Annotated in this window: 21 protein-coding genes; 8 read left to right on the top strand and 13 right to left on the bottom strand. The window is 46.0% G+C overall.

Features of this window, described 5'->3' with window-relative positions; translation table 11 throughout:
- Positions 1 to 37 precede the first annotated feature (37 nt).
- The 4 genes from alaS to hisC all read right to left on the bottom strand — a co-directional run bounded on the left by alaS (position 38) and on the right by hisC (position 6,325).
- Positions 38 to 2,662, bottom strand: a complete 2,625-nt coding sequence (gene alaS, locus RO21_RS04220; RefSeq protein WP_047976548.1) for an alanine--tRNA ligase — start codon at positions 2,660 to 2,662, stop codon at positions 38 to 40.
- A gap of 186 nt (positions 2,663 to 2,848) precedes the next feature.
- A complete protein-coding gene (locus RO21_RS04210) occupies positions 2,849 to 3,277 on the bottom strand; it encodes a universal stress protein (RefSeq protein WP_047976546.1) in 429 nt (142 codons plus the stop codon).
- A 528-nt stretch (positions 3,278 to 3,805) separates the two neighbouring features.
- Complete coding sequence (gene aroA, locus RO21_RS04205) at positions 3,806 to 5,107, bottom strand: 3-phosphoshikimate 1-carboxyvinyltransferase (RefSeq protein ID WP_047976545.1); 1,302 nt, start codon at positions 5,105 to 5,107, stop codon at positions 3,806 to 3,808.
- 114 nt (positions 5,108 to 5,221) lie between these two features.
- The gene (gene hisC, locus RO21_RS04200) at positions 5,222 to 6,325 is read right to left on the bottom strand and encodes a histidinol-phosphate transaminase (protein WP_047976544.1); all 1,104 of its coding nucleotides are present in this window, start codon (positions 6,323 to 6,325) and stop codon (positions 5,222 to 5,224) included.
- A gap of 117 nt (positions 6,326 to 6,442) precedes the next feature.
- Between hisC and RO21_RS04195 the strand changes: the two genes are divergently transcribed.
- Positions 6,443 to 7,324, top strand: a complete 882-nt coding sequence (locus RO21_RS04195; RefSeq protein WP_047976543.1) for an urea transporter — start codon at positions 6,443 to 6,445, stop codon at positions 7,322 to 7,324.
- A 245-nt stretch (positions 7,325 to 7,569) separates the two neighbouring features.
- Here the strand turns inward: RO21_RS04195 and serC are convergent, their stop codons facing one another.
- Positions 7,570 to 8,655, bottom strand: coding sequence for a 3-phosphoserine/phosphohydroxythreonine transaminase (gene serC, locus RO21_RS04190; RefSeq protein WP_047976542.1), 1,086 nt, complete (start codon positions 8,653 to 8,655; stop codon positions 7,570 to 7,572).
- A 56-nt stretch (positions 8,656 to 8,711) separates the two neighbouring features.
- Positions 8,712 to 10,025: a Xaa-Pro aminopeptidase gene (gene pepP, locus RO21_RS04185; RefSeq protein WP_047976541.1), complete on the bottom strand. Its 1,314-nt coding sequence runs from the start codon at positions 10,023 to 10,025 to the stop codon at positions 8,712 to 8,714.
- Between the two features lie 116 nt (positions 10,026 to 10,141).
- On the opposite strand from pepP, the gene mazG reads away from it, so the two are divergent.
- From mazG to RO21_RS04165, 4 genes are all read left to right on the top strand, one after another.
- On the top strand, positions 10,142 to 10,924 hold the full coding sequence (mazG, locus tag RO21_RS04180; protein WP_047976540.1) for a nucleoside triphosphate pyrophosphohydrolase: 783 nt from the start codon (positions 10,142 to 10,144) through the stop codon (positions 10,922 to 10,924).
- Positions 10,925 to 11,023: 99 nt separating this feature from the next.
- The gene (locus tag RO21_RS04175) at positions 11,024 to 11,746 is read left to right on the top strand and encodes a response regulator (protein ID WP_047976539.1); all 723 of its coding nucleotides are present in this window, start codon (positions 11,024 to 11,026) and stop codon (positions 11,744 to 11,746) included.
- Positions 11,747 to 11,804: 58 nt separating this feature from the next.
- Positions 11,805 to 13,184: an envelope stress sensor histidine kinase CpxA gene (gene cpxA / locus RO21_RS04170; protein WP_047976538.1), complete on the top strand. Its 1,380-nt coding sequence runs from the start codon at positions 11,805 to 11,807 to the stop codon at positions 13,182 to 13,184.
- 109 nt (positions 13,185 to 13,293) lie between these two features.
- Positions 13,294 to 15,210: a MacB family efflux pump subunit gene (locus RO21_RS04165; RefSeq protein ID WP_047976537.1), complete on the top strand. Its 1,917-nt coding sequence runs from the start codon at positions 13,294 to 13,296 to the stop codon at positions 15,208 to 15,210.
- 40 nt (positions 15,211 to 15,250) lie between these two features.
- Here RO21_RS04165 and RO21_RS04160 read toward each other — a convergent pair whose 3' ends face one another.
- The 3 genes from RO21_RS04160 to argF all read right to left on the bottom strand — a co-directional run bounded on the left by RO21_RS04160 (position 15,251) and on the right by argF (position 17,339).
- Positions 15,251 to 15,811, bottom strand: a complete 561-nt coding sequence (locus tag RO21_RS04160) for a hypothetical protein (RefSeq protein ID WP_047976536.1) — start codon at positions 15,809 to 15,811, stop codon at positions 15,251 to 15,253.
- Positions 15,812 to 16,198, bottom strand: coding sequence for a glycosyltransferase family 2 protein (locus RO21_RS04155; protein ID WP_053067705.1), 387 nt, complete (start codon positions 16,196 to 16,198; stop codon positions 15,812 to 15,814).
- Positions 16,199 to 16,328: 130 nt separating this feature from the next.
- Complete coding sequence (gene argF, locus RO21_RS04150) at positions 16,329 to 17,339, bottom strand: ornithine carbamoyltransferase (protein ID WP_047976535.1); 1,011 nt, start codon at positions 17,337 to 17,339, stop codon at positions 16,329 to 16,331.
- A 139-nt stretch (positions 17,340 to 17,478) separates the two neighbouring features.
- On the opposite strand from argF, the gene rhlB reads away from it, so the two are divergent.
- The 3 genes from rhlB to RO21_RS04135 are packed head-to-tail and all read left to right on the top strand — an operon-like array spanning position 17,479 to position 20,657.
- Positions 17,479 to 18,705 (top strand): ATP-dependent RNA helicase RhlB, encoded by a 1,227-nt coding sequence (rhlB, locus tag RO21_RS04145; RefSeq protein WP_047976534.1) that lies wholly within the window; start codon positions 17,479 to 17,481, stop codon positions 18,703 to 18,705.
- Between the two features lie 54 nt (positions 18,706 to 18,759).
- Entirely contained in the window at positions 18,760 to 19,119 is a 360-nt protein-coding gene (locus RO21_RS04140; RefSeq protein WP_047976533.1) for a hypothetical protein, read from the top strand.
- Between the two features lie 50 nt (positions 19,120 to 19,169).
- Positions 19,170 to 20,657, top strand: coding sequence for a helicase HerA-like C-terminal domain-containing protein (locus RO21_RS04135; RefSeq protein WP_047976532.1), 1,488 nt, complete (start codon positions 19,170 to 19,172; stop codon positions 20,655 to 20,657).
- 88 nt (positions 20,658 to 20,745) lie between these two features.
- On the opposite strand, the gene hemW is transcribed toward RO21_RS04135, so the two are convergent.
- From hemW to apt, 4 genes are read right to left on the bottom strand one after another with little or no spacing between them, the layout of a single operon-like run.
- On the bottom strand, positions 20,746 to 21,909 hold the full coding sequence (hemW, locus tag RO21_RS04130; protein WP_047976531.1) for a radical SAM family heme chaperone HemW: 1,164 nt from the start codon (positions 21,907 to 21,909) through the stop codon (positions 20,746 to 20,748).
- 14 nt (positions 21,910 to 21,923) lie between these two features.
- On the bottom strand, positions 21,924 to 22,826 hold the full coding sequence (locus tag RO21_RS04125; RefSeq protein WP_047976530.1) for an ABC transporter ATP-binding protein: 903 nt from the start codon (positions 22,824 to 22,826) through the stop codon (positions 21,924 to 21,926).
- Positions 22,826 to 24,868 carry a DNA polymerase III subunit gamma/tau gene (gene dnaX, locus RO21_RS04120; RefSeq protein WP_047976529.1) on the bottom strand — a complete coding sequence of 681 codons (2,043 nt, stop codon included), beginning with the start codon at positions 24,866 to 24,868 and terminating at the stop codon, positions 22,826 to 22,828. Before dnaX ends, RO21_RS04125 begins: the two co-directional genes overlap by 1 nt.
- 40 nt (positions 24,869 to 24,908) lie before the next feature.
- Positions 24,909 to 25,451, bottom strand: a complete 543-nt coding sequence (apt, locus tag RO21_RS04115) for an adenine phosphoribosyltransferase (protein WP_047976528.1) — start codon at positions 25,449 to 25,451, stop codon at positions 24,909 to 24,911.
- Between the last annotated feature and the right edge of the window lie 200 nt (positions 25,452 to 25,651).

The following is a 25,651-nucleotide window of genomic DNA, read 5'->3' as shown; positions in this document are numbered from 1 at the left end:
GTAAGGCATATCCTGCCTTACCTGAATGTTGTCATTATTAGAGTTTTGCCTGAATCCATTTCATCGCAATGTCTAACGCTTGCTCAATATTTTCCGGCTGCGAACCGCCTGCCATTGCCATATCGGCACGGCCACCGCCTTTACCGCCCACTGCTTGAGCCATTACCCCCACTAATTCACCCGCATTTATCGTTTTCGATAATGCAGACGTTACCCCAACAATAAGATTGACTTTATCTTGTGTCGGTACGGCAAAGGCAATCACCGCCGTTTCAAGTTGATTTTTTAGATCATCTACCATCGTACGCAATGATTTCACTTCCACATTCTCTAAACGTTGTACAAGGACATTCACCCCGCCAATTTGTTGCACCTGTTTAGCTAACTCACCGCTTGCTTGCGAAGCCAATTTATCCTTGAGCTGTTGCAACTCTTTTTCGGTACGTTTGGTTTTCTCTTGTAGCTGTTGAATTTTTTCAACTAAATTACTGCTATCCGCTTTCAGCAACTCGCTACTCTGTGCTAAAACCTGCTGTTGTTGGAAGATAAGATCCAGTGCATTCTCGCCCGTTACCGCTTCAACACGGCGAACACCGGCAGCAACTGCCCCTTCGGAAACAAACTTAAATAAGCCGATTTCACCGGTTTGCTTAACGTGCGTACCGCCACAAAGCTCCATTGAGAAATCGGACATACCGACCACTCGCACTTCATCACCGTATTTCTCGCCGAATAGTGCCATTGCACCTTTCTGTTTCGCCGATTCAATATCCATAATATCGGTGGTAACGTTAATATTTTCACGGATTTTACGGTTAATGATACGCTCAATTTCGTCTAATTGAGCTTTTGAAATCGCTTCCGGTTGAGAAAAATCAAATCTCAAGACACTTTCAGACACTAACGACCCTTTTTGTGCAACGTGATTACCCAGCACCTGACGTAATGCGGCGTGTAACAAGTGAGTCGCACTGTGATTTAAGGTAATAGCGTGACGGCGTGCCGTATCGACTTGCGCTGAAACACTGTCACCGACCGAAAGTGAACCGGAGACAAGCTGCCCGATATGTCCAAAAACGTGGCCGTATTTTTGTGTGTCGGTTACATTGAAATGGCAAATTTCCGTGCTGATCTGACCGCTATCGCCGACCTGACCGCCTGATTCACCATAAAATGGCGTTTGATCCAACACAACCACAGCATTCTCGCCGGATTGAATCGTATCAACCGCTTTGCCATTACTGAATAACGCCACAACTTTTGCCTCACACTGCGTAACAGTGTAGCCTTTGAAGAGAGTTTCACCCTCTACTTTGATAACATTGTTATAATCCGTGCCAAACTGACTACTTGCCTGTGCTCTGGCACGCTGTGCCTGCATTTCACGTTCAAAGCCGGCTTCGTCAATGCTAATCTCACGTTCACGGCATACGTCTGCGGTTAAATCCAGTGGGAAGCCGTAAGTATCATACAGTTTGAATGCCACTTCGCCGGAGAGGGTTTTTCCGTCTAATTTTGCCAACGCCTCTTCCAATAGCGCTAAACCCCGTTCGAGTGTACGAGCAAATTGCTCTTCTTCCGCTTTTAGAGTTTTCTCAATGTGGGCTTGTTTTTCGGTTAAAATCTCACCCGCCTGCCCCATTGCTTTGGCAAGGGTCGGCACTAATTTGTAGAAAAATGCCGATTTTGCCCCCAAAATATTTCCGTGGCGAACGGCACGACGGATAATACGGCGTAAAACATAACCCCGCCCTTCGTTAGACGGTACGACACCATCGGCAATTAAATAAGCACAGGAACGAATATGGTCGGCAATCACCCGCAGGGATTTATTGTCTAAATCCGCCACATTTAGCAATGCCGCCACTTCTTTGATAAGGGTTTGAAAAATATCAATTTCGTAGTTTGAATTGACGTGTTGCAATACGGCACTGATCCGCTCTAATCCCATTCCGGTATCCACGGACGGTTTTGGCAATTTTTCCATTGTGCCGTCCGCTTGACGGTTGAATTGCATAAAAACCACGTTCCAAATTTCGATATAACGGTCGCCGTCTTCTTCCGCCGATCCCGGCGGGCCGCCCCAAATATGATCGCCGTGATCGTAGAAGATCTCGGTACAAGGCCCGCAAGGTCCGGTATCTCCCATTTGCCAGAAATTATCCGACGCATAAGGCGTACCTTTGTTATCGCCAATACGGATAATGCGTTCTGCCGGCACACCAACCTGTTTATGCCAAATATCGTAGGCTTCATCATCCGTCTCATAGACCGTTACCCACAATCTTTCCGCCGGTAATCCTAACCAGTTCGCCGAAGTTAAGAACTCCCACGCATACGCAATCGCATCTTGTTTGAAATAATCGCCGAAGCTGAAGTTACCCAACATTTCAAAGAAAGTATGGTGGCGAGCGGTATAACCGACATTTTCGAGATCGTTATGTTTACCGCCTGCACGCACGCAACGTTGAGAACTGGTCGCACGGCTGTAATGGCGTTTGTCCAGCCCTAAAAACACATCTTTGAATTGGTTCATTCCTGCATTGGTGAAAAGCAAGGTTGGATCGTTTTCAGGCACAAGGGAGCTACTCGGCACAATCGTGTGCCCTTTGCTTTGGAAAAATTCTAAGAACGATTGTCTAATTTCGGAAGTTGTTTTCATTCAAGTTACTCTAAATACATAAAAAATTGTGGTACGCTACTGTTAATCGGCTTAACAATAAATTCGGCATATTTTACACACTTTTTTAGATACTTTGTAGAGCCTATATTTGACGGCTTTATCTCCTTTGCAAATTTTGTCTGAAAAAAGACCGCTTGCATCTGAGCCGACGCAAACGGTTTCTTACTATTCATCAATACCGAGCGGTACAACCAACATATCTACCGACACATTGTTCATCACTTGACGGGTTGAAGACATAAATTTGCTCCAAAAGTCTTGGTGATGACCGGTAACCAAGAGATCGATGTGATATTTATCCACCGCTTCTTCCAAGACTTGACTGAAATCCCCGCTGCCGTTGAGGCATTCTTCGACGGGGTAATCAATCTTTTCCGCCAAATCGGCTAACGCTTTGCCCGTTTCTTCGGAAACGGAATCTTGCACTGAAGACATATTGATATCAATCAATCCGGTATAGAGGTCGGAAAAATTCACATCAACGTGAATAATCGACAGCTTCGCTTGGCATTTTGCTGCTAAACTTGCGCCTTTACGCAATAAAATCAAACTTTCCTCAGAAAGATCAACCGCCACTAAAATATGTTTATACATAATGAACTCCTTAGTTACCTATCTAGGATATTCGGATAGTACCACACTCTTTCCTTAGAAAATTTGAACTACTTCTCAATTTTGAACATTGCCCGAAAGAAAATGCGTAACCACCCAAGCAAGCGGTTAGTTGGCTGATAATTTTTGCAACATTACTCATCAAACAAATCGATTATCCAGATAAATCGCATTGGGAGAACAGCAGCAGATATTTGCACCTCTCAATGATTTCTCGCCCTTCAAAGTAGAAAAAAGGACGCCTAATATAGCGTCCCAATAGCTTACATCATTACTCTTTATGAAAAGTGTAATCGACAAATTTTCAATATTATGTAGCAGTTGCACAAAGTTGTTTTTTTATTCTCTTGTAGGGACACACTGCGTGTGTCCGGATTTTAACCTATTGAAATACTTTGATTTTTATAAAGGACACACGCAGTGTGTCCCTACATTCTGTTAAAATGTCTATTTTGTGCATTTGCTACATAGTACCGCAAATTTTGCTAAAAATCTCTCAAAACTCACCGCTTACTCACGATGACTGATTTTTTCAAATGCCTCAAAAAAGGTTGGGAAGGTTTTAGCAGTACATTGTGGATCTAGAATTGTTACCGGCGTAGGCGATAGCGCCACCAACGCAAAGCACATTGCCATTCGGTGATCGTTATAAGTCGCAATCTCGGCGTGCTGCAAATCGCCGAGATTTGCCGGCGGTGTTACTCGGATAAAATCTTCCCCCTCCTCGACATTCACCCCCAATTTTCGCAACTCGGTCGCCATTGCGTTTAAACGATCGGTCTCTTTGACCCGCCAATTATAAATATTGCGGATCACCGTTTCCCCTTTAGCAAACAGTGCGGCGGTCGCAATCGTCATTGCCGCATCGGGGATATGGTTCATATCCATATCAATGCCGTGCAACTCTCCCTGCTCCGCTTGGATAAAATCTTCACCCCAAGTGATATTCGCCCCCATTTTTGCCAGTACATCAGCAAACAAGCGGTCGCCTTGGATAGAATGTTTACCAATCCCTGTTACTTTCACCTTACCTTTAATCGCACCGGCGGCGAGGAAATAAGAGGCAGACGAAGCGTCCCCCTCGACTAAAAACGTCTTAGGCGAAATATAACGCTGCCCGCCTTTAACGAAAAAGATCTGATAATTTTGATGACTGACCGCCACGCCAAAGGCTTTCATCATCGCTAAGGTAATATCAATGTAGGGCTTGGAGACCAACTCGCCGATAATGTGAATCGTCATATCGCCCTCGGCAAGCGGTGCTGCCATTAACAGTGCGGTTAAAAATTGGGAGGAAATCGAGCCGTCAATTTGCACGCTTCCGCCCGTTAAACCGCTATTACGGATTGCAATCGGCGGATAACCTTCATTTTCCAAATATTGAATATCCGCACCCGCTTGACGTAAGGCATCGACCAAATGCTGAATCGGGCGTTCTTTCATTCTCAGTTCGCCGGTTAAGATAATCTCCGCACTGCTCTCGCCTTTCAAACATAATGCGGCGGTTAAAGGCCGCATCGCCGTACCGGCATTACCTAAAAAGAGCGCCAAGCCGTCTTGTCCCTTAAATGCGCCACCTAAACCGGCTACCGTGCAAACGGTTTTGTCGTCCGATAGTTGATAGTCCACGCCCAACGCTTTCAACGCATTGAGCATATGACGCACGTCATCACTATCCAACAGGTTATGAACCTGCGTTGTGCCTTCGGCTAACGCCGCCAATAATAACGCACGGTTTGAGAGGCTTTTTGAGCCAGGTAGATTGATTTCCCCCTCAACACGAGAAATTGGTTTTAATGTAATTTTTTCCATTTTTTACTCTATTTAATGCGATCCCACACGGTATAATTTAATTTGTTTACATTGCTTATCTCTTTGATATATCAATAATAAATTTGCAACGTTTCAATGCTTTTTGACCGCGTGTTAAACTGATAAGCCTAATACACGATGCAAAGCCGCAAAACAACGCTCGTTTTCCGCCGGCAAACCAATACTAATGCGTAGGTGATTTGGCATTCCGTAACCGGCGATCGGGCGGACAATAATGCCCTCCCGCAGCAATGCGTCATAAATCGGCTGTGCCGGTCGGTTGAAATCAATGGTAATAAAATTACCCATTGAGGGAATATAGCTTAGCTGATGCTGTTGGCAAAATGCTTCGTAACGTTGCATTTCTCGGCGGTTATTTTCGGCAACAGCGGCAATAAACTGCTCGTCTTGGATCACCGCAACGGCTGCCGCCAACGCAAGACTGTTACAGTTAAACGGCTGGCGGACACGGTTCAGCAGATCGGCAATTTCCACATTTGATACCGCATAGCCAATGCGTAACCCTGCCAAACCGTAGGCTTTCGATAAGGTGCGGCAAATAATCAAATTGGTGTGTTTTTGCAAAAGTCCGAACGCATCGACCCGCTTGCTCGGCTCGGTAAATTCAGTATAGGCTTCGTCCAACACCACAATCACCTGCTCCGGTACTTTGGCAAGAAAGTCGGCAATCTGTTGGTGGCTTAAAAATGTGCCGGTCGGATTATTCGGGTTGGCGAGATAGATTAACTTCGTTTTGGATGTGATCGCCTGCAAAAAGCCGTCTAGATCGTGTCCCCACGCATTTGCCGGAATTTCACGGGCAACCGCATTGATCGCCTTAGTAACCAACGGATAGACAATAAACGCATATTGAGAATAGATAATTTCATCTTCCTCACCGGCAAAGGTGTGGGCAAACAATTCCAAAAGATCATTTGAGCCGTTACCAAGGGTGATTTGCGTTGGACTTACCCCAAATTTCTGCGAAATTGCTTGCTTAAGTGCAAAACCGTTAGCGTCAGGATAACGGGTGAGATCGTTAAGTTTAGCCAAAATTGCCTGTTTGGCACTGTCAGGCAAACCAAACGGATTTTCATTCGATGCCAGCTTGACGATATTTGAAATCCCCAGCTCCCGTTCTAATTCCTCGATCGGCTTGCCCGCTTGATAAGGGGATAACGATTTCACCCCTTCATTTACGATGTTGATGTATTGCATTGTTCATCCTTGTTATAGTCAGATAAAGTGATAGTTAATCATATTTAAATAAAATTGGCTAGCTTACCGAGCGTGTTTTGGTCTATGATCATACTTTAAATTGTGTTAAGGATAGTGATGAAAATGTATAAAACGATAGTGTATTCGTTGCTGAGAGGGATTTCCCAAATAATGTTGGTCAATTCGGCATTTGTCGGGTTACTGTTTATACTCGGCTTTAGCTATGGTGCGTGGCAAATCGGGCTTGCGGCACTGATTGGCAGCGGCGTGGGCGGACTATTCGCTTATGTTACCAAGCAAGATCCGAACGAGATTGAGCAGGGGCTATACGGCTATAACTCGGCATTAAGTGCGATTGCCTTTGTAACATTCTTCAACACACCTTGGTGGATAGCAATGGTTATTGCCGTTGCTCTCATCACTGTGTTACTACAACAGGGTTTGCAACCGCTGTTTCAGCGAACCAAACTGCCTATTCTCACGTTGCCTTTTATTCTTGCTACTTGGTTAATGTTTATTATTCACCCCTATTTACCAATGGTGGACGGTATTATCTTACATAGTACACCGCAAACCGGCACACTTTTAGATGCTTTCTTTTTACCCTTTGATGAAGTCTTTTTAGCGGCAAATAGAGAAGGCAGCCTTTTAATTGCATTAGGGTTACTGATAGGGAATTGGCTTTACTTTTTAGCTGCCGTGATAGCACTAAGCTGTGCTTATCTAATGACATTAATATCACCAGAAGCACATTATTTAATTGCGGCGGGCATCTATGGCTTTAACGCAATTTTAATCGGCATCGCTTTTGCTGCCTTTTTCTCTCTTAAACGTCCGCTTGCTTGGCTGGGGCTTATTATTGCTGCAATGCTTTCCACTTGGGTGATTGTGGGGTTAGATCATCTTTTTGCCCCACTCAATTTACCCTCATTAACATTGCCGTTTGTGGTGATTATCTGGGGCGTGTTTTTAGGGAAACGGCTGTGGAAAGCAAACTAAGTTATTAGAATACAATCACTAACAAGTGGTGAGATCCTGTTAATTTTTCGGTATTATGTAGCAAATGCACAAAAATAGACATTTTAACGGAATGTAAGGACACACTGCGTGTGCCCTTTATAAAAATCAAATTATTTCAATAGGTTAAAATCCGGACACACGCAGTGTGTCCCTACAAGCAAACAAAAAACAACTTTGTTCAACTGCTACATAATATTGTTAATTTTTGACAGGATCTCACTAGACTACCCTCTATTTTCAGCCTCAAATTTCCGCATAAACGCAATTAACGCTTCGACCCCTTCAATCGGCATTGCGTTGTAGATAGAGGCTCGCATTCCGCCCAGCACTTTATGACCTTTTAAGGCTTGTAAGCCGCAAGCGGTCGCTTCAGCGACAAATTTTGCATTTAACTCGTCATTGTCGGTGGTAAAGGTAACGTTCATTAATGAACGATTGGCTTTGGCGACTTTGTTACGGTAAAACCCGCTTTGATCGAGATATTGATAGAGCAAGTCGGCTTTGGCGATATTCCGCTGCTCTACCGCTTTCACTCCGCCCAATGCTAAAAGGTGCTTGAAGACAAGCGAACACAAATACCATGCGAATGTCGGCGGTGTGTTGATCATCGAGTCGCTTTTGCTTTGTACTGCATAATTCCAAATAGACGGCGTCGCAGGGCGGGCATTGCCGATTAAATCTTCACGCACAATAACAATCGTGATCCCCGCCGGTCCCAGATTTTTTTGCGCGCCGGCATAAATTAAACCGAATTTGTTGATGTCGATTTCACGGGAGAGAATATTAGACGACATATCCGCCACTAACGGCGTATCGCCCACGTCCGGAATATCAAAGATCTCTACACCACTAATCGTTTCGTTCGGGCAGTAGTGAACATAGTCGTATTGCGTGGCAATGTCACGCAAATCTAAGGCTTTAACTTGCAGTGTTTCGTCCTGTTCTAAAATATCTATTTCATCAATATCGCCGAACAGACGAGCCTCTTTGGCTGCCGTTGCCGACCAATGTCCGCCGTTAAGGTAGAGCGCTTTGCCCTTTTTATTGAGCAAATTCATTGGGATAGCAGCGAATTGTCCCCTTGCTCCGCCTTGGAGAAAGAGAATTTTGTAATTATCGGGAATTGCGTAAAGTTGGCGAAAATCCTGTTCGGCTTGGGTGATCATTTCCATAAACAGTTTGCCACGGTGGCTGACTTCCATCACAGAGGTGTGTTGATCTTGCCAGTTAAGTAACTCTTGTTGAGCTTGCTCTAAAACGGCTTTCGGCATCATTGCCGGGCCGGCACTGAAATTAAATACTTGGGTCATTGTGTTTGTCCTTCCATAACATAGAAAAATTTATTCTAACCAAAAAGGCGGAGCGGTTAAAGACGGCTGTCTGCTATTATGGCTTCGATCTCGGCGATCTCTTTCGGGGCTGCTGAGGTTAAATTTTTATTGCCGTATTCGGTGATGAGCAAATTATCTTCAATCCGCACGCCTATCCCTTTATATTGCGGCGGCACATCGGCATCGCTCGGAATATAAAGCCCCGGCTCAACGGTTAACACCATTCCGATTTGTAACGGACGATCCCGCTCTACGCCGTAATCACCGACATCGTGGACATCTAAGCCGAGCCAATGCCCCAGCCCGTGCATATAGAATTGGCGGTAGGCTTTTTCTTCAATCAGCCTATCAACATCGCCGTTTAAAATGCCCAGACGCACTAATCCTTCCGTCATTATCCGTATGGCACAATCGTTCGCCACTTTAATCGAACTGTTTGGCACTAATAATTTCACTGCCGCTTTCATTGCATCTAATACGAGCTGATAAATTTCCCGTTGTGCCGTATTAAATTTGCCGTTAATCGGAATGGTACGGGTAATATCACCGGCATACATTGCAAATTCCGCACCGGCATCAATCAGCAATAAGTCGCCGTCTTTTAAGATTTGATCGTTCTCGTTATAGTGCAAAATACAGGCATTTTCACCGCTGGCGACAATTTGATTATAGGAGGCGAACCTTGCCCCGAAACGTGAAAATTCATACTGAATTTCCCCTTCAATCTCCATTTCATAGCGGTTCGGACGGGTGGTTTTCATCGCCCGCAGATGGGCAAGGGCGGAAATTTGGCACGCTTGTTGCAGGAGTGCCACTTCATTTTCGGATTTGATTAAACGCATTTCCGACAGGATCGGCCGCCAATCAAGCCGCTGACAATCTCTATTTTGAGCGAGTGTGAATGCGGCAGACACTATCTTATCCCCCCATTCTTGCATACCTTCGGCAACATAGCAGGCGGTCAGATTTGCCAATTTTTTTGCAAACACTGTTTCAATATCGGCAATATCAAAGGCTTCATCTATCGCTAATGCCGTTGGCGCATTCTCTACGCCCAATCGGCGACCGTTCCACGTTTCCATTAGCGGATCTTTCGAGCGTAAAAACAGCAGACTTCGGCACTGCCCTGCCGTTTTGATGAGCAGCAAAGCGGCTTGCGGTTCGCCAAATCCGGTCAGATACCAAAAATAGCTATCGGGGCGGAACAGATAATCGCAGTCGCTATTACGCCGTTTTTCCGTTTCGGTAAACACAATCAAGGCAGTGTTATCTTGCATTTGCTCAAAAAGACGCTGGCGGCGGGCGCTAAATTCAGCTTGCGGGAGTTTTTGTAGGTAGGTTAAATCCATATCAATGATCCGGTTAAGTGAGAGTGGTGAAATTCTAGCACAATAAATTGACAAATTTCATAGACAAATTCAGCCGACAACGCCAAAATAGGCTTCTTTACATTGAGGGGATAACAATGACAACAATTGACCAATTTCTTGACGTGGTGGCGAAACTACGTGATCCAAAAACCGGCTGCCCGTGGGATATCCAGCAAACCTTTGACTCAATGCTACCCTGTTTATTGGAAGAAACCTATGAAGTCGCTGAAGCCATTCACACCAACGATCGCCGTGCATTACGGGAAGAACTCGGCGATTTGCTGTTACAAGTGGTATTTCTTAGCCAATTAGCACAAGAAGAGGGAACATTTAGCTTTTATGACGTACTAAGCGATATTCACGACAAGCTGATTTATCGCCATCCGCACGTGTTCGGTGATAAAACCGCCCAAAGCGGCGAAGAAGCCTTGCAAAACTGGGAAGCACAAAAGGCTAACGAGGCGAAACACCGTGAGCAAGCATCTATTCTTGATGATTTACCCTTTGCACTCCCTGCACTCACCCGTGCCCATAAATTGCAAAAACGCTGTGCGAAGGTCGGCTTTGATTGGGATAACCCCAATGATGTTTTAGCCAAAGTGGAAGAAGAGTTGCAGGAAGTCAAAGCCGAGTTAGCGCAATCGCCGATAGTCTCAGCTAAACTGGCAGAAGAATTGGGCGATTTGCTGTTTGCTACGGTGAATTTATGCCGTCATCACAAACTTGACGCAGAAACCGGCTTACGCAATGCCAATGTAAAATTTGAAAACCGTTTCAGACAAATTGAGAAGATCTTGAAATCACAAGGGAAATTACCTCAAGATTGTACGCTTCAAGAACTTGATTTTCTGTGGAATCAAATAAAAAATATAGAATAAATTGACAAAATTCGGTAAAGTAGCCGAATGGATTTGCTTATGTAAAGATACCCGAGCAAATGTTTAAAAAACAAACGCAGTGGAATAGGAAAAACAGCTATGCCAAAAATTTTATTAGTTGATGATGATGTTGATCTTACCGAGTTACTTGCCGAATTACTTTCTCTCGAAGGCTTTAAGGTGCATACCGTTCATAACGGTCAAGATGCTCTTGAAGAGCTAAAATTACAAAGCTACGATCTGATTTTACTGGACGTAATGATGCCGGTTCTCAACGGGATTGAAACCTTAAAACAAGTGCGTCAAAAATATAACACGCCGGTGTTAATGTTGAGCGCCAGAGACGATGAAATCGATCGGGTACTGGGCTTAGAGCTGGGGGCGGACGATTACCTGCCAAAACCGTTTAATGATCGTGAATTGGTTGCCCGTATTAAAGCGATTTTACGCCGCACCGTCAATTCAGCCAAACCGCTCAATTTAGATACACTTCCCGAGAGTGTTTACGAAGATCGCAAATTATTGCAATTTGGCGGTGTGCAACTTCACCCCGGCCGTCAGCAGGCAATGTTTGAGGGGCGGGATTTGGATCTCACCGGCACGGAATTTGCACTATTGCAAATGCTAATGCGCCATCCGGGGCAAATTTTATCCCGTGAATTACTTAGCCTTGAAATTCTTGGCAAACGGCTCACCCCTTACGACCGGGCGATTGATATGCATATTTCTAATCTGCGTAAAAAATTACCGGAACGCAACGATAACCTGCCTTGGTTCAAAACCTTGCGGAGTCGTGGTTATTTGTTAGTTACCGAGCAATAATCGGTTTTGCGTAATCCCTCACAGTTGTGGGGGATTTTTTCATTTAACGGGAAGAACAATGCTAAACAAAATCCGAAATTTAAGAAACTATCTTGCCTACCAAATTTTTCTCTCCTTTATGATTATTATCGCCACAGTATTTGCGATTGCCCTTGTTTTGCCGAATTTTGATGCACGGGTATTTAATCATATTGAGCTAGGCAAACGTCTCTATTTTGAAGAAGAAAGCCGCTATACCGAAGAGCATTACAACCTTGATGATATTTTTCAGAAAAACTTATCGGTTACTACCCCCAACCGCTTTGATATTATTCTCTTAGAACAGGGATCAAACCGCTTGGTTGGCGTGAACAAACAGCACCTCAATGCACTACAAGCCTTCATCTATAAAGCGAATAGCCCTGCCGAGCCGCTCCAACGCCGTTTTGGTAAATTTGAATTTTACGGCCCGTTTTTCATCAAATCGGATACCCGCAACTATTACCAATATTTTGTGCAAAAAGTCAGCCCGCAACGTGATTTCATCAACTATATGTTTGACTCGCCGTGGATGATGATTTTGCTGCTACTGATCGTCAGCACCCCGATTATGCTTTGGCTCTCCCGCCGTATTGCCAAACCGGTGAAAAAATTACGCCTTAGTGCCAACGCTGTGGCAACCGGTAATTTAACCACCAACCCGCAACTTGAGCAGGAAGGCATTATGGAACTCCGTCAAGTCGGCAAAAGTTTCAACCAAATGATCACCGCCTTACAGCGATTAACCGGCTACCAACAACGGCTGCTTTCGGATATTTCCCACGAGTTGAAAACGCCGCTGACCCGAATGCAACTTGCGCTCTCACTGTTACGCCGCCGCAACGGTGAATCCAGTGAGATCACACGCATTGAAGGGGAAATTCAAAAGCTCGACACAATGATCCACGATCTGCTGATGCTCTCCCGCAACCAAGCCAACCACCACTTAAAACGGGAAATTTTTCCCATTGCTAAAATTTGGGAAGATGTGTTGGCAGATGCCCAATTTGAACTAGAACAAAATGAATTAACCTTGTTTGTGAGCCAACGTATCGTCCACCCGGAACGCTATTTCATTAACGGCAATGTGGCAATGTTAGCCAGTGCGGTGGAAAATGTGATCCGCAATGCGAAAAAATACACAGCGACAACGGTCAAAGTAACGATTTACCTCGACCAAAAAAATCTCTTTATCACCATTGACGACAACGGTGCCGGCGTACCGGACAGCCAATACACCGAAATTTTCCGCCCGTTTTATCGGGTGGAAGAAGATCGAGCCAGACAAACGGGCGGCACGGGCTTAGGCTTGGCAATCGTTGCCAACGCTATCCAACAACATCGAGGCACGGTGTCCGCTGAAAAGAGCGAAATGGGCGGTTTGAAGGTTAAAATTCAACTACCGCTTTGGTTAGAATAATACTTGCAAGCGGTTGGTTTTGTTCGTTTTTTTGCAAAACCAACCGCTTGTTGAACCAACCTTGCCCGTATCTGTCCATCATTCACCCATTTTAATTTTCTCGGAAATAATGAAACTGATTGAAATTTCACAACTGAATAAATGGGTCGGCAGTGCCGAATCGCCGACCCACATTCTCAAAAATATCCGTTTAACCATCGAAAAAGGGGATTTTGTTGCGATTATCGGCGCATCGGGTTCGGGGAAATCGACCTTGATGAATATTCTCGGCTGCCTCGATACCGCCTCGGACGGCTCTTATAAAATCAACGGCACAGAAACGCAACAGCTCTCCGGCGATCAACTTTCCCAACTACGCCGCCAACAATTTGGCTTTATTTTCCAACGTTACAATCTGTTATCCAGCCTCACAGCGTTAGAGAATGTCGCCTTACCAGCAATTTATGCCGGTGTTGAAAAACACAAGCGGTTAGAAAAAGCAAAAATTTTGCTAGAGAAGCTGGGGCTGGGCGACAAACTGCATCACAAGCCGAACCAACTTTCCGGCGGGCAGCAACAACGGGTCAGCATTGCACGGGCGTTGATGAACGGCGGTGATATTATCCTTGCCGATGAACCGACAGGGGCGCTAGATTCCCACAGCGGCGAAACAGTAATGGCGACCTTACAAAGCCTGCACCAAGAGGGGCATACCTTAATTTTGGTAACTCACGATCCGAATATTGCCGCCCACGCACAACGGGTCATTGAAATTAAAGACGGCGAAATTTTGCGGGACGAACGGCAAAAACCGTTAAACACGCCGCCTGCGACTGCTGACGCACCACACCGTTCACCACGGCTTTGGGATCAACTATACGAATCTTTTAAAATGGCGACCAGTGCGATTATGGCGCATAAGTTGCGTGCCTTGCTGACAATGTTGGGCATTATCATCGGCATAGCGTCCGTCATTTCGGTAGTGGCGTTGGGAAAAGGCTCTCAACAGCAGATCTTATCGAATATCAATAGCTTGGGGACAAATACGATGAGCATTTTTAACGGCACGGGATTTGGTGATCGGCGGGCGAATTTAACCAAAAATCTCACTATCGGCGATGTCTCGGCACTCGCCCAACAACGTTATATCGAAAGCGTTACCCCAAACAGTATGCATAGCGGCACTATTATTGCCGGCAATATCGCCGTTACCGGTCAAATCAACGGCGTAGGCGAACAGTATTTTGACGTACGGGGAATTAAATTACGGGACGGGCGATTGTTTAATCCGGACGAAGTACACAGAGCGGCACAGGTGATCGTGATCGACCCGAATACGCAAAAAAGCCTTAAGCTCAATCAGCCAATCGGCAAGCAGATTTTAATTGATAAGAAGCCCCTTGAGATCATCGGCGTAGCAGAACAGGCAAATAATCCGTCCAGTAACCTCAATCTTTGGACGCCCTACACCACGTTAATGCAACGTATTTCAGGGGCAAAAAACATTGATTCCATTGCCGTTAAAATCCGGGATAATGTGGAAAGCCAAACCGCCGAAAAAAGTCTGACGGATTTTCTCACCTATCGCCACGGCAAAAAAGATTTCTTCGTGATGAACACCGACACGATTAAGCAAACCATTGAAAGCACGACCAACACAATGACCCTGCTGATTTCGTCCATTGCCTTGATTTCATTGATAGTCGGCGGCATTGGCGTGATGAACATAATGTTGGTGTCTGTTACCGAACGCACCAAAGAAATCGGAGTGAGAATGGCGATCGGCGCAAAACAGGGGAATATCCTGCAACAATTTCTTATCGAAGCGATGTTGATCTGCCTATTGGGCGGGGTCATCGGCATTCTGCTCGCCGTTGGCGTTATCCTCGCCTTTAACACATTGGGAACGGACTTTAAAATGGTACTCTCCGGCTCATCCGTCATAATCGCCGTCCTCTGCTCTACCCTTATCGGCATTGTATTCGGCTATATTCCCGCCCGCAACGCCTCCCGCCTCAATCCGATTACCGCACTGGCACAAGAGTAATTCTGCAATATAAAAGGACACATTGCGTGTCCTTTTTCATCTAAAGTATAACTTCGTAGCTCAAAAATCGCTGCATAAAACGGATAATCTCCGGCGTGAAATAATGACGAACTTTCGCCTTATTTTCCGGCGTATAGCTCAAATATTGGTATCGGTAAGCACTACCGTAGTTAATTGCCGCAATACGCTGTAAGTCTATCAGCATTTGTTCATTCGCCTGCACAGCACGCTGTTTTTCATAGAAACTAATGAATAATTGGCTCACCTCAAACAGATTGACTAACTTGGCAATATCGTTTTTCGTGGTCGTCAGACTGTGTGGACGTAGGCGATAATGGTAAAAGACCCGTCCGACTTCAATCACGGTTTTTTCCGGCTCGCAGGTCAGCACTTCGGTCATAAACACGGCATCTTCACCGATTTTTATATCTTCTCGAAACTGCAAACCGTGCCGGCGTAAAAACTCGGTATTAAAAAAGCCAAAGCAGCAACTTGGCAGCCAATCTCGGCTGAGCATATCGTGCAAATGGCGATAGCCCGTCATTATTTCATATTGATTGTTGCCAATATTTTTTGATTCAAACGGGCGAACATAAGGCACTCAGCCCGATCCATCTTCATAGCTATAAGAAGCCGTCCCTTTAAGTAAAACGGCATTATGCTGATCGGCAATCTCCACCATTTTGTCAAGGTGAGGCTCGACAATCCAATCGTCCGAATCAACAAAATAGACATAACGCCCCTTTGCCAGTTTCAGCCCGGCATTGCGTGCCGCAGAAATGCCCTGATTTTTCTGATTCAGCACAGAAATGCACGCATAACGGGCAAAATAAGCTTGTGCCACTGCCAGACTATTATCCGTTGAACCGTCATTGATAATAATGATCTCTTTACTCACCGTTTGGGCAAGCAGGCTGTCTAAGCAAGCAGCAAGGTATTTTTCGACGTTGTAAACGGGGACAACGAAACTGATATTAATGTGTTCCATACTGAATTTTGTCGGCTAACAAGCGGTAGGTTCAAAACATTTTTTAGCAAAATGGTAACATTATATTCGCTTTCTCTAGCACATACATAATATTTTGGGGAAAAAATAGCTCTAACCTACCGCTTGTGTATCAAATTTGATCGCCTAAGGTGGCAACCATTACCGCTTTAATGGTGTGCATTCGGTTTTCCGCTTCGTCAAACACAATTGAAGCCAGTGATTCAAACACCTCATCTGTAACTTCCAAACCGTTCATTCCGTATTTCGCGGCAATTTCTTTACCGACAAGGGTTTGATCATCGTGGAATGCCGGTAGGCAGTGCAGGAATTTAACCTGCGGATTACCCGTTGCTTTCAGCAATGCCGTATTCACTTGGTAGGGCTTCATCAATTTAATCCGCTCTTCCCACGCCGATTCCGGCTCGCCCATTGACACCCACACATCTGTGTAGATGAAATCGACATCTTTAACACCGGCGGCAACCTCTTCGGTACAGGTAATTTTCGCCCCCGTTTGCGCTGCCATATCCGCAACTTCGTCCAGTAAGGCTTGCTCCGGAAAAAATTGTTTTGGCGCGACCAAGCGTAAATCAATGCCCATCAATGCCGCCCCTTCCACAAAAGAGTTACCCATATTGTTGCGGGCATCGCCTAGGTAAGCGAGTTTCATTTGGTTGAGCGGTTTGTTGCAATGCTCTTGCATCGTCAAAAAATCGGCTAAAATTTGGGTCGGGTGGAATTCATCGGTTAAACCGTTCCACACCGGCACGCCCGCATAGTCGGCAAGGGTTTGCACCAGCGCTTGCCCGTAGCCCCGATATTGAATGCCGTCATACATTCTGCCCAATACCCGTGCCGTATCTTTCATTGATTCTTTATGCCCGATTTGCGAGCCGCTCGGCCCGATATAGCTCACATTCGCCCCTTGGTCAAACGCCCCCACTTCAAAGGCGCAACGGGTACGGGTCGAGGTTTTTTCAAAAATTAACGCAATATTTTTGCCTTTCATTGTCTGTTTTTCCGTTCCCGCTTTTTTGTCGGCTTTGAGTTTGGCGGATAAGGCAAGCAAATAGTGAATTTCGGCAGGGGTGAAATCCATTAGGCGTAAAAAATGGCGATTTTTTAGATTTGGCACTGACATAATGACCTCATTTAATGAATTTAGATGGGAAATAACCTAAGATTCTACTCAAAATACGGCATTTGTGGTATCTTTTCCGCACTTTATTCTGTCGCACGCGGTCAGATTTTTTCCTTTTTTTGCAAATTGAGGCTTGATTATGTCAAAACACCTTACAGAACAACGGTTTATCGATTTTCCGATTCACGATAACGTCCTTGCTGCCCTCGACAGTAAAGGGTTTGAATTCTGTACGCCTATTCAAGCTAAAACCCTGCCCTACACTTTGGCAGGACAAGATATTGCCGGACAAGCGCAAACCGGTACGGGCAAAACGCTGGCATTTTTAGTTGCCACTTTTCACCATTTGCTCAGCCAAGATATTCAAACCAAAGCTAATCAACCTCGCGCCTTAATTCTTGCCCCAACCCGTGAACTTGCCGTGCAAATTGCCTCCGACGCGGATATTCTCACCCGCCATACCGGCTTAAAATTAGCGTTGGCTTACGGAGGGGACGGTTACGAAAAACAACTGCAAGCGATTGAAAAAGGCGTTGATATTTTAGTCGGCACAACCGGCCGGGTGATTGATTATGTCAAACAAAATATTATTGATTTAACCCGCATTCAAGTGGTGGTGTTGGACGAGGCAGACAGAATGTTCGACCTCGGTTTTATCAAAGATATTCGCTATTTAATGCGTAAATGTCCGAAACCGGAAAACCGTCTCACAATGCTGTTCTCTGCTACGCTCTCGCACCGTGTGCGTGAATTGGCGTTTGAAGATATGCACAACGCCGAGTATATTGAGATCGAACCGTTACAACGTACCGGACATCTGATTAAAGAGGAACTGTTCTACCCTTCTAATCAGGACAAAATGGCACTGCTACTCACCTTAATTGAGGAAGAGTGGCCGGATCGCTGCATCGTATTCGCCAATACGAAGCATAAATGCGAAGAAATTTGGGGCTATTTAAGTGCAGACGGACATCGGGTCGGGTTACTGACCGGCGATATTCCGCAGAAAAAACGATTAGCGCTGCTGGACAGTTTCACCCAAGGGAATTTGGATATTCTGGTGGCAACCGATGTGGCGGCTCGTGGCTTGCACATTGCCGATGTTACCCACGTCTTTAACTATGATTTGCCCGATGATCGTGAAGATTACGTCCACCGTATCGGGCGTACCGGACGAGCCGGCGAAAGCGGGCATTCTATCAGCTTTGCCTGCGAACGTTATGCAATCAACCTGCCGGCAATTGAAGAATATATCGGACATCTCATTCCAGTCAGCCAATACGATAGTGCCTCGCTGCTGAATTTGCCAAAGCCAAACCGTATCGGTGCAAAAATGCGAACACCGCAAGCGAATAAACGCCGTTAATCTTTTAATCACTTCGGGGACGTTACAAAACGTCCCCAACCATTTAGGAATACAATGAAATTAACTTATCTCTGCGGGCTGCTTGCCTGCGCTATCGGGCTAACGAGCTGTGTAACGACACAGCAACAAGGGGTTGGGGTCGCAAAAGGACACTCACCCGTAGCCACAAATCTTCACCATAAACGGATCAATACGACTGAGTGCAACGATGCGGACGATTGGTATTTAGACGGCTACCGTGTCGGCAAGTCATTTGCCCCGCAAAAAACAGAAATGTTTCAACAACGTGTCAATTATTGTCGCTATACTGCCAATAAATTACCCAACGCATTTAAACGCAACTGGGAAAAAGGCTATGCTATCGGCAACAAAGGGGCGCTAACCGCTCAGCTTAAACCGAAAAAACGCCGTTAATTTGAGAAAAAACACCCACATTCGACCGCTTCAAGCTAAGGAGAACACAAATGAGCTACACTATCGCACAAACCCATTCAGGCACACCGCTATCCCTGACGGCAAAAATGGCAAACCGGCACGGCTTAATTGCCGGTGCAACGGGTACGGGAAAAACCGTTACCCTACGCAAAATGGCGGAAACATTCAGCAATGACGGCGTACCGGTTTTTTTAGTTGATGTGAAAGGTGATCTTTCCGGTCTGGTACAAGCGGGTAGTTTTCAAGGCAAAATTGCAGAACGGATTGAGCAGTTCGGCTTAGGTGGTGAGGCCTATTTGGACGGTTTTCCCGTCTCTTTTTGGGATGTCTTCGGCGAAACGGGCATTCCGCTACGCACCACGATTTCGGAAATGGGGCCAATGCTACTCTCCCGCCTGCTGAATTTAAACGATACCCAAGAAGGCTTGCTTAACCTCGTTTTCCGTGTCGCCGATGATAAAGGCTTACTGCTTATTGATCTGAAAGATCTGCGAGCAATGCTCAAATTCGTCGCAGAAAACGCCAAAACCTTTCAAGTAGAGTATGGCAACGTCTCTGCTGCGAGTGTCGGGGCAATTCAACGTGCCTTGCTCGCCCTCGAAAACGAAGGAGCAACCAACTTGTTCGGCGAACCCGCATTAGATTTGCACGATTGGTTTCAAACCCGTAACGGACGAGGCGTGATCAACATTCTCAACTCGGAAAAATTGATCAACTCCCCAAGAATGTACGGTGCGTTTTTACTCTGGTTTATGGCGGAATTATTTGAACAATTACCGGAAGTCGGCGATCCGGATAAACCGAAATTTGTCCTGTTTTTTGATGAAGCTCACCTCCTGTTTGACGGCGCACCGAAAGTTTTGGTCGATAAAATCGAGCAAGTCGTACGGCTGATTCGTTCAAAAGGCGTAGGGGTCTATTTTGTTACCCAAAACCCGCTGGATCTGCCGGAATCCGTACTAGGTCAGCTAGGTAACCGTATTCAACACGCCTTACGGGCATTTACCCCGAAAGATCAAAAAGCGGTTAAATCCGCAGCGGAAACTTTCCGTGCCAATCCGGCGGTAAATGCGGTAGAAGCGATTACCCAACTAGGGGTCGGCGAGGCGTTAATTTCCGTCTTAGATGAAAAAGGAATGCCGACACCGGTGGAAATTGCTTACATTTACCCGCCGCAAAGTCAGCTCAAACCGATTAGCGAGGCAGAACGTCTTAACCTCGTCAAGCAGGACGATCTTTATCTGCATTACAGCCAATATGTCGATAATGAATCCGCCTTTGAAGTGCTAAATGCCCAAACTCACGCAGCGCAACAAGCCGCCGAAGAAGAAAAAGCACAAGATAACGGCTTCTTAGGCGGAATGTTAGCCTCTATTTTCGGCACGAAGAAAAAAAGCGAACAAAGCGTTGCCGAACAGCTGGTCGGCAGCGTTGCTCAATCGGTCGGCAGAAACCTCCGCAACCAAGTTACCAAACAAATTATGCGTGGCATTTTAGGGGCGATTAGTAAGAAATAGCGTATATGTCTTTATAAAAAGAGGGTGGAGATCAGCTACTCTACCCTTACATTTACCCTATCTAAAATGAACGTCCCACCAATTTGGACTATTCTTCAACCAAAAAACCTTGCAGCAATTCATTTAAAAATAATTTGCCGTGTTGGGTGATTTGCCAATGGTCGGCGGTTTCGGTTAGATAATTTTGGGTTAAAGCCCAATCGATTGTCGGGCGGACAATATTGTCGTTCAGTCCGGTATAAGCCTCAAATTCGGCTTTTGGGGTGGCTTCCAGCAATCGAAAACGGTTCATAAAAAATTCAAAAGGGCGATCCGCTAAGGTGATTTCGTGCTGTTGATAACGGTATTCCCCCCGCATATAGCCTTTCGGGTGCTTGGTTTTGCTAAACCGGTAGATTTCGCCCGTCGGGTAGCTGATTTTGCCGTGCGCGCCGCAACCAATGGCGAGGTAATCACCAAACCGCCAGTAGTTTAAATTGTGTCGGCATTGGTAGCCTGCCTTAGCATAAGCAGAGGTTTCATACTGCTGATAGCCGGCTTGAATGAGGCGTTGATGCCCTTGCTCGAAAATATCCCACAACGCATCGTCATCGGGCAAAGTCGGCTGGCGATAGTAGAACATTGTGTTCGGTTCAATCGTAAGCTGATACCAAGAGAGATGCGGCGGCTGGAGGGCAATCGCTTGTTCCAAATCTGCTAAGGCTTGTGCGACACTTTGATTCGGCAAGCCGTGCATCAAATCCAGATTGAAACTCTTCAGCCCAAATTTTGCGGCATTTTGAGCAAATCCGACCGCTTGTATCGCTTCATTTCGATCGTGAATACGCCCTAATTTGAGCAATTTTTCCGGCTCGAAACTTTGAATGCCCATTGAGATCCGGTTAATGCCCGCTTGTGCATAGCCGATAAACCGCTCCGCTTCCGCCGTACCCGGATTGGCTTCAAGGGTAATTTCGATCTGGTCGGCAAACGCAATCCGTTGGCGGATAGCGGTGAGTAATCGGTGAATACCGTCCGCTGAAAACAGGCTCGGTGTGCCGCCGCCGATAAAAATCGAGTGAATCGGGCGATCGGCAATCGCCGTGCGGTAGAAACGAAGATCCTGATCTAAATCCGCCAATAAATGCGTAATATAGTCGGCTTCGGGAATGTCGCCTTTTTGTGCGTGCGAATTAAAATCGCAATAAGGGCATTTCTGCACGCACCAAGGGATATGAATATAGAGGCTTAAAGGGGGTAACGTCAGTTTCACAGTTGCGTTTCGGGCTATTTTTCAGCCATTTTCATAAAGAGTTCTTCAAGTCGGTTGGATTTATTACGCAGACTCAGCACTTCAACCTGTTGGGCGGAGAGCTGTTGAAAGAGCCGATTCAGCCCTTGTTTGCGTTTAACCTCCACTTCAAGGGTGGTGTCATCCAACCATTTAAACGGATAATCCTGAATGGCAAGCGGTCGGTTCTCGGCTAAATCCAGCAAAAAGGTTTCCGTCTCCAGCTTAGCTAATAGGGCTTTCATTGAGGTATTTTCAATTAAGCGCCCCTGCTGAATGATACCGATATTGCGGCACAGGGTTTCGGCTTCCTCAAGATAATGGGTGGTTAAAATAATGGTCGTGCCTTGTTGGTTCAGCTCCCGCAGAAAATCCCACAAGCTGCGGCGTAGCTCAATATCCACCCCAGCTGTCGGTTCGTCTAAAATCAACAATTTGGGATTGTGCATCAACGCTCTGGCGATCATTACCCGACGTTTCATTCCGCCGGAGAGTTCACGGGTAAAATGATGGCGTTTTTCCCACAAATCCAAGCGTTTCAGCCAGTATGCCGCCCGTTCTTGCGCAACGTGGTAAGGTACGCCGTAAAAACCCGCTTGCTGAAGCAAAATATCAAGTACTTTTTCAAATTGGTTGAAGTTAAATTCCTGTGGCACAAGCCCGATTTGCTGTTTTAATTGCGTTTTTTGCTGATCTAAATCGTAGCCAAATACGCTCACTGTGCCGCTAGTTTTGTTAATTAACGAGCTGATGATGCCGATAGTAGTCGATTTGCCTGCGCCGTTATGCCCCAGTAGTGCATAAAAATCGCCCTGCTCAACGCTCAAATCTATGCCGTTCACCGCTGTAACGCCTGTGGCATATTGTTTTACTAACTGTTTGATTTCTAAGGCTTTCATTATTCTGCTACCGCTCTAATGGTGGATTCGTCAAGATCGGCTGAAAAGGTCTCACGCAGCAGTGCCAACTTGCTATCTGCCAATAACGCTTCCTTTGCCTCAAGGGTTAATTTTGCAAATAACACACGGCGAAGTTCAAGGGGGGTATAATGTTCACTGCTCTCCCCAATACGCATTTCGTAGTCTAGACCTTGTTCTTTCAAGGCTTCGCTCAAATTATGGCGGGCTTCTTCGCTGTCTAAGTGGGTCATTTCGGGCTTTAATACCAAAGTCAGCCGATTGCCCGTTCTTTCCGCCAAATAGCTGTTGAGGGCGAGTTGTCGAGAAAATCCGCCCAATTTGAGCTCGTTGGCAATGCGACTCCATTCATCTTGTTCACACGCCAGCTCAATGGTTTTGCGTACTAATTCAGGGGTGCGTTCCTGCAAAATCGCTTGTTTAATTTCAGAGGGTTTAATATTTTCTTGCTGCTGACTTTCCAGCTCCGGATTCAGCCACGTCCAGCGATAATCTTCATCGTTTATCGGTTGCGCTTGCTGAATCGGCTGTATCGGCGATTTGGTTTGCTTCTGATAGACTTTATCCCGAGTCGTGGTCAGTTCGGCAAAATTTTGCGAAAGCGTTGTTTTTCCTTTTGGAACGGCACTTTTCGGCACAATCGGCGTCGCTAACTCAGACTTTTTTTTTTCGTTATCTTGGCTTTTCGATTTTAGTGCATTACGAGCCTGCAATGCTTGCAGTGCCGGCGAGACAGACGGTGTATCTGTGGCGTGCGTGGTTTGGCAAGCGGTCTGTTGCGCCAGATTATTTGCATTATTTGTGGCAGAACTCACCGCTTGCGCAGGCATTTGAGGCGGCATTGCTTTACGTTGCTGCTCCAATGCTTCACGCATTCGGCTTAAACCGCTCGGTTGCGGTGCAGACTGAACCGGCGTTGGCACGGGCATTGATTCCGGCTGTGAAGTAATATGTTTTGGGTGAAATGCCAGAGCTCTTAATACCGTCATCTCCACGCCGCTGCGTTGTTCGGGGGCAAGGGGTAATTCCTTTTTCCCGGTCAGCACTAATTGGTAGAAAAATTGCACATCTTCCGGCGGCATTTGGCGGGCAAGAAAGTGCAACGTCGTTTCCTGTTCGTGATCGTGGGGTAAGAGTTGCAACATTGCAATTTGGTGGAGCGTCTCCGCAGTATCATTGAGTAATTGCTGCCAGTCCACGCCCTTTTGTGCCACGTGTTGAATCACCTGCATTGCCTTTTCACCATCGGCATTGGCAATAGCTTGCACTAATTCAAGCGGCTGATGGTCGTCAATTAAGCCGAGCATTTGGCTCACCACCTCTAACGTAATATGAGCATTACTGGTGGCAATCGCTTGATCGGTCAGACTTAACACATCTCGAATACTGCCTTGTGCCGCTTTGGCTAATTTTGCCAAGGCGGGTAATTCATAGGCAATCTGTTCTTGGTTTAGCACATACTCAAGATGATCTTGAATTTGCTGTGGACTTAATGCCCGCAGGTGAAATTGCAGGCAGCGGGATAAAATCGTAATCGGCAACTTTTGCGGGTCGGTGGTCGCCAGCAGGAATTTGACATACTCCGGCGGCTCTTCCAATGTTTTAAGCAGGGCATTAAAACTATGGCGGGAAAGCATATGCACTTCGTCAATCAGATAGACCTTAAAACGCCCGACTGTCGGCTTATATTGCACATTGTCAAGCAATTCTCGGGTATCTTCCACTTTGGTGCGAGAGGCGGCATCAATTTCAATCAAATCAATAAAGCACCCTTCCTCAATCGCTTTACAGTTGGCACATTGACCGCACGGATCGGCGGTAATGCCCGTTTCACAGTTCAAGCCTTTGGCAAAGAGGCGGGCAATCGAGGTTTTACCGACCCCTCTCGTGCCGGAAAATAAATAGGCGTGATGCAGGCGGTTCTCTCTCAACCCGTTTTCAAGGGCGGATAAAACGTGCTGCTGCCCCACCACATCGGCAAAACGTTGTGGTCGCCATTTGCGTGCCAGAACCTGATAACTCATTGTCAAAACCCTAAACTATTACCCGCAAGCCACGGGCGGATTAGTGCCCGTCAAACTCGACTAAGCTGAAAGATGTAATGCCCTGTTGTGCAAGGCGTTCCGCCCCTTTTAATGCCGGCAATTCAATCACAAATGCGGCATTTTCAACCGTGCCGCCTAATCGGCGAATCAGTTTTACCGTGGCTTCAACCGTACCGCCGGTTGCCAATAAATCGTCGATAATCAAGATATTATCGCCCGCTTGAACGGAATCACAATGAATTTCCAGCGTATCTTCGCCATATTCTAGCTCATAGCTTTGCGAAATGGTTTGGCGGGGTAATTTATTCGGTTTACGCACCAACACAAACGGTACGCCTAACGCCAATGCTACCGGTGCGCCAAAAATAAAGCCTCTCGACTCCGTACCAACAATTTTGGTAATGCCTTTCTCTTTAAATTGGGCAACAATCGCATCAATACAGGCTTGAAAGGCGCTCGGCACTTCAAGTAGCGAGGTAATATCACGGAAAATAATGCCGGCTTTCGGGTAGTCGGGGATCGATTTAATCGCAGATTTGATTAACTCAAGGGATTGGCTCATTTTTAAACCTTTATAAATTCAGAAAAATAACCGCAAGAATTTAGCAAAAATGGCAAGAATTACAAGGAAAAATTGACAACACGCGGTGCGTTATGGCGAAAAATTAGCAATTTTGTGTTGCTATCGCCCGAACTTACAGCGCCTGTCGTTTGCGCTGCATAATGCCAAAAATACGGCGTTATGTAGCAAATGCACAAAAA

Origin of the sequence: Muribacter muris (genome assembly GCF_001038205.1) — a bacterium.
Taxonomy (GTDB): Bacteria; Pseudomonadota; Gammaproteobacteria; order Enterobacterales; family Pasteurellaceae; genus Muribacter; species Muribacter muris.
Note: the sequence above shows the minus strand (reverse complement) of the source record. Positions and strands in the feature narration are given on the sequence as shown.

What these genes read in the sequence shown, in the direction of transcription:
- alaS (WP_047976548.1), bottom strand. Translation starts at nt 2,662, where the DNA reads ATGAAAACAACTTCCGAAATTAGACAATCGTTCTTAGAATTTTTCCAA.
- RO21_RS04210 (WP_047976546.1), bottom strand. Translation starts at nt 3,277, where the DNA reads ATGTATAAACATATTTTAGTGGCGGTTGATCTTTCTGAGGAAAGTTTG.
- aroA (WP_047976545.1), bottom strand. Translation starts at nt 5,107, where the DNA reads ATGGAAAAAATTACATTAAAACCAATTTCTCGTGTTGAGGGGGAAATC.
- hisC (WP_047976544.1), bottom strand. Translation starts at nt 6,325, where the DNA reads ATGCAATACATCAACATCGTAAATGAAGGGGTGAAATCGTTATCCCCT.
- RO21_RS04195 (WP_047976543.1), top strand. Translation starts at nt 6,443, where the DNA reads ATGAAAATGTATAAAACGATAGTGTATTCGTTGCTGAGAGGGATTTCC.
- serC (WP_047976542.1), bottom strand. Translation starts at nt 8,655, where the DNA reads ATGACCCAAGTATTTAATTTCAGTGCCGGCCCGGCAATGATGCCGAAA.
- pepP (WP_047976541.1), bottom strand. Translation starts at nt 10,025, where the DNA reads ATGGATTTAACCTACCTACAAAAACTCCCGCAAGCTGAATTTAGCGCC.
- mazG (WP_047976540.1), top strand. Translation starts at nt 10,142, where the DNA reads ATGACAACAATTGACCAATTTCTTGACGTGGTGGCGAAACTACGTGAT.
- RO21_RS04175 (WP_047976539.1), top strand. Translation starts at nt 11,024, where the DNA reads ATGCCAAAAATTTTATTAGTTGATGATGATGTTGATCTTACCGAGTTA.
- cpxA (WP_047976538.1), top strand. Translation starts at nt 11,805, where the DNA reads ATGCTAAACAAAATCCGAAATTTAAGAAACTATCTTGCCTACCAAATT.
- RO21_RS04165 (WP_047976537.1), top strand. Translation starts at nt 13,294, where the DNA reads ATGAAACTGATTGAAATTTCACAACTGAATAAATGGGTCGGCAGTGCC.
- RO21_RS04155 (WP_053067705.1), bottom strand. Translation starts at nt 16,198, where the DNA reads ATGGAACACATTAATATCAGTTTCGTTGTCCCCGTTTACAACGTCGAA.
- argF (WP_047976535.1), bottom strand. Translation starts at nt 17,339, where the DNA reads ATGTCAGTGCCAAATCTAAAAAATCGCCATTTTTTACGCCTAATGGAT.
- rhlB (WP_047976534.1), top strand. Translation starts at nt 17,479, where the DNA reads ATGTCAAAACACCTTACAGAACAACGGTTTATCGATTTTCCGATTCAC.
- RO21_RS04140 (WP_047976533.1), top strand. Translation starts at nt 18,760, where the DNA reads ATGAAATTAACTTATCTCTGCGGGCTGCTTGCCTGCGCTATCGGGCTA.
- RO21_RS04135 (WP_047976532.1), top strand. Translation starts at nt 19,170, where the DNA reads ATGAGCTACACTATCGCACAAACCCATTCAGGCACACCGCTATCCCTG.
- RO21_RS04125 (WP_047976530.1), bottom strand. Translation starts at nt 22,826, where the DNA reads ATGAAAGCCTTAGAAATCAAACAGTTAGTAAAACAATATGCCACAGGC.
- dnaX (WP_047976529.1), bottom strand. Translation starts at nt 24,868, where the DNA reads ATGAGTTATCAGGTTCTGGCACGCAAATGGCGACCACAACGTTTTGCC.
- apt (WP_047976528.1), bottom strand. Translation starts at nt 25,451, where the DNA reads ATGAGCCAATCCCTTGAGTTAATCAAATCTGCGATTAAATCGATCCCC.